The organism is Tolypothrix sp. VBCCA 56010, from assembly GCF_050875635.1.
Lineage (GTDB): Bacteria > Cyanobacteriota > Cyanobacteriia > Cyanobacteriales > Nostocaceae > Hassallia.
Map to the genome: position 1 here is coordinate 1 of NZ_JBPAOH010000296.1, position 3754 is coordinate 3754.

The window sequence follows — 3754 nt, forward strand, 5'->3', positions numbered from 1 at the left end:
GACGTGCTTGCTTTTCTTGAGTCATCACTTTGATATGCGGCTTATATATTTCCCTCTATTTTGCCATCACTAGTAAATCTGCCAAAATGGGATGCTCCCAATTTTTGGTTTATATTTCGATATTAATTCACTTATTTGATATAAATGATATTCACTTGTTTGCTGACGTTTACGATAAATATTTACTAAAGAATATTTATTATTTTTTAATTTTAATACTGTAGCGACGCTATAATCTTCCCCTGTTGTACTCGTATCTAATCCAATATAGTATTCAGCGTCTTTATCGTAATTATTTTCCCAATTTCCACTAGCACAACTTCTTACTATGTCAGCACTAAATATTGAAGTTTCTGATTCAGCAAAATTTAGATTATATTCTTGCTCAATCGTAGACCAAGAAAGTTTTTGTTTTTCATGGATATCTTGTAGAAAATTTGGGTTTCCACCATAGATCGGGTGAACTCTCCAGTGGATCAACACTTTACCCCATCCGCCACGGTCTACCCAGTATTGAAAAGGTTCACTCTGTCCTTTACTAGCACGATGACATTGTAACTCGATATCGTGTTCATCATTTCCGCTGTTTAATAAGTCCCAATAAAAACCTGATTTACCGTTAGGAGTTGACACAATAAACTCTCTAGCAGCATTTCCTACCATTTGCTGACTTGGTGCTACTGCGTCGTGAACCTCTTTCGCTGTCTCAACGAATGCCCATTCATCATATAAAACGTCAACTACTGATTCAATCCCACGACCGCTTTCAGGTTTACTATTTCTAAAGAGAATCCGTCCCTTGCCTTGTATTTCGATGTCTGATAAATTTTCTGTAGCTGTCTTTAGTCCTAGAGACTCAATCATCCGTTTCATTCGACGTGCGAGTAAAGATGAATCTGTCTGAGTTTTTGAAAATACTAATCCCAAATACCCAGGATTGAGACAGGCTCGCCACAGCATAAAACAAGTGATTGTTTCACTAATTCCTAACTGACGACTTTTAACGATGACTACAGACCGTTCAAGCATCAATTGGACTAGCTTTTTCTGATAGTCGTATGGGTCAAATCGTTTAATAGTTCCACCACTTCGGATTGATATTAGTTTTGCAAAATCTACCCATTTTTCAGGTATTACTAAAGCATTGCTTTTTTTGGAAGTGGTTTGTTTTTTTACTTGTTTCTCAAGTTTCTGTAGTTGTAATTTGGTTATCACTTAACAATTTCTCAATTTTTACTAATCTTTCTTCAAGTTCCCAGTTCCTAGCTTTCTCTAATTGTCCAAATATTAATTGAATAGCGGAGATTTTTACACGGTCGCTAACTTCTGGAGATATTGCAATACGGATTAATTCATCAGCGCACTCAACAAGTTTTATTGACATTTTGGCAATTGATGCGTCTTGTATTACTCTTACCGCTTCTCTTAATAGCTTTTTAAAATCTTCCCCCACTCGCCATTTTTCAATCGTACTAACAGATATATTTAACGCGGTCGCTGTATCTTGTATAGAAACACCACATGCTAAATACGATATTGCTAAACTTTTTCGGATATCTATATCTTTCATAATGTTTTAAATAATTTTATATTTATTCTATTGACTATCTTTAGGTATTAGAATCGCCTCCGAGTAGAAGGCGATACGATTACTAATAGATTAATGGCGGTGCTTTTTTGTAATTAACATTTACAAGTTGCGATGCGGGAATAGGCGCGTAACCGTTTCCGCAAGGCAATAGAGCATTCATATCGGTAGGCGTTTGCGGCGATTGCTTCGGACGTTCCAAACCGCGAAAAATTTCTTGAGGAGCATCGATAACGACCGCGTTCGGATTTCCTCTAAAATCTTCTGGTAGCGATGCTATCTGCCGATCGCTGGAAACGTGTCCGTAATTTTGGGGAATTGGTGCGAAGTTGCCAGCGCCTTGACCGCGACACGTACCGTCTACGATTTGCGCTGGAGCTGTAACGATAGATGTATTTACAACTTTATTTACACTAGTCGTCATCGAGTCGCCTTGACGTGTTCTTATTGGCGTTTTTGGCATTACTTCGAGGTCGTCAAAGGTTAACTTTTTAGCGGTCGGTTTAATATCAGCACTATCTTTTTGAGTCCGCTTTGATAAACAATCTTCTATCCGAAGTGGTGGCGGTGCGTTTGGGGGAATATAGTATTTTTTCATTATTAAATATCCTCATCTACTATAATGATATCCCAATCATCAATACTGTAAAATTCGCCTGATTTAATTGCCTCAATATACACGTTTTGCACTCTACAAAGTGTATACAATAAGTGACTCATAATATCGATATCGGCTCCTTTTCGATATTGACAAACTTTGATTATATAATCTATTCCAAAGGGAATTAATGGTGTATAGTGATGCCAATAATTAAGCCTCAATTCTCTAAAAATATTTCTAATTTGCGTGACATAGAAATCAATCGTTATTTCATCTACTTCAAATTTTCGGATTTGCATACTAGTGGTAAATACAACTAGTTACGAATAGTACACTATATTTTTTTTTATACGCCCAAAACAAAAAAGTCCGCTTTCGGGCGCGGGAATATTACAGGCTATAACATCGCAATTTTTTAATCACTAAACATATCGTGTTGCTCTTGAAAAATCCTTGAAGTAGGAGATAATCCTAAATCTATGGAAAGTAAATCAACACCATCAATTATTTTGGATATCCAAGATTTATCAACTTTTAGACCTTGAAAACATTTTTGTCTGTAATCTGGTTTTTCTTGAAATCGTTCGAGTGCTTTTTTTAAAGGTCGTATAACTTCATAAGCTTTTTCAGCTTTATCAATTGATGATTGAGGTATTGGAGATTGTAACCTCAAAACCGCTAAATCGATTAAATCTCTAGCTTCTACACTATTATCTATATATCGATCAGAATTAGCTAGCAGTTTAGACGTAAAACAGTCATTTAAACTTAAGCACGGAACTGGCGACCATTTAGGGTATCTAGGTGGATCTAGTTCAAAACGAATTTCAGCAATAATTTCTGTTTTGATCAATTCATCGTTTACACAAACTATCATCCGAATTCCATACTGGTCAGTTGTGCTACGTCCGATTTGGATTCTACTTAAATCACTAAATAAGGCTTCATGCCCATTATCAAATACTACTGTACGTAAGTATTTATAGCCTTCTGTACTAACAGAAGCAATAAAATCAACATCCTTACTCCATCGGTATTCTTCAAAATCAAGAGCAAGAAGGGTTCCACCACCGAAGTAAGCAGAACCTTTCCTAAGTACCTCACAATCTAAACATTCAAGAATTGTGAGGATTTTATTATGGTGGTCTAACCTGAAGGTCATAAATCAGTTAACAACCAAGATTTATAACGTCTAGCGATTTCTTTAAGAAAGTTTAATTCTTCACCATAAAGATTATTGTATATATCGTGATATCGCCAACCACGTTCATAACGACTCAGCATTTCTTCTGGTGTGAAGCGATACACATCGGCTGTCTGCCAGCAAATAGATTCCAAAAAAGGTAGTTTTTTTGGTGCGACAACAGAATTAATTGTATATGTTGCGGTTGTCATATTTTTTTATCAACCACTTTAGCTAGCTCTATTTCTAGCATAGCTTTATTTTAAAAATGTATATACAAGAGTCAGTAAACCAAAAAGTTTTCTCCTCAGGGCGATCGCTAAAAAATTTTGTAGTAGATGATACTTTTTATTCAGCAAATATTGAACCAGCAAGACTAGGA

The 3754-nt window shown here is 35.9% G+C and carries 5 protein-coding genes; all 5 read right to left on the reverse strand.

Annotated elements, in window-relative coordinates:
• Positions 1–69: 69 nt before the first annotated feature.
• The 5 genes from AABK37_RS40770 to AABK37_RS40790 all read right to left on the reverse strand — a co-directional run bounded on the left by AABK37_RS40770 (position 70) and on the right by AABK37_RS40790 (position 3584).
• Positions 70–1215 carry a hypothetical protein gene (locus AABK37_RS40770; RefSeq protein WP_432557076.1) on the reverse strand — a complete coding sequence of 382 codons (1146 nt, stop codon included), beginning with the start codon at positions 1213–1215 and terminating at the stop codon, positions 70–72.
• A complete protein-coding gene (locus AABK37_RS40775; RefSeq protein ID WP_432557077.1) occupies positions 1184–1570 on the reverse strand; it encodes a helix-turn-helix domain-containing protein in 387 nt (128 codons plus the stop codon). The genes AABK37_RS40770 and AABK37_RS40775 overlap by 32 nt, the downstream gene beginning before the upstream one ends.
• Before the next feature lie 82 nt (positions 1571–1652).
• The gene (locus tag AABK37_RS40780; protein ID WP_432557078.1) at positions 1653–2186 is read right to left on the reverse strand and encodes a hypothetical protein; all 534 of its coding nucleotides are present in this window, start codon (positions 2184–2186) and stop codon (positions 1653–1655) included.
• A gap of 418 nt (positions 2187–2604) precedes the next feature.
• On the reverse strand, positions 2605–3351 hold the full coding sequence (locus tag AABK37_RS40785) for a nucleotidyl transferase AbiEii/AbiGii toxin family protein (RefSeq protein WP_432557079.1): 747 nt from the start codon (positions 3349–3351) through the stop codon (positions 2605–2607).
• Positions 3348–3584: a hypothetical protein gene (locus AABK37_RS40790; RefSeq protein ID WP_432557080.1), complete on the reverse strand. Its 237-nt coding sequence runs from the start codon at positions 3582–3584 to the stop codon at positions 3348–3350. Before AABK37_RS40790 ends, AABK37_RS40785 begins: the two co-directional genes overlap by 4 nt.
• Between the last annotated feature and the right edge of the window lie 170 nt (positions 3585–3754).

Coding starts and splice junctions, on each gene's coding strand:
- AABK37_RS40775 (WP_432557077.1), bottom strand. CDS start 1,570: ATGAAAGATATAGATATCCGAAAAAGTTTAGCAATATCGTATTTAGCA.
- AABK37_RS40780 (WP_432557078.1), bottom strand. CDS start 2,186: ATGAAAAAATACTATATTCCCCCAAACGCACCGCCACCACTTCGGATA.
- AABK37_RS40785 (WP_432557079.1), bottom strand. CDS start 3,351: ATGACCTTCAGGTTAGACCACCATAATAAAATCCTCACAATTCTTGAA.
- AABK37_RS40790 (WP_432557080.1), bottom strand. CDS start 3,584: ATGACAACCGCAACATATACAATTAATTCTGTTGTCGCACCAAAAAAA.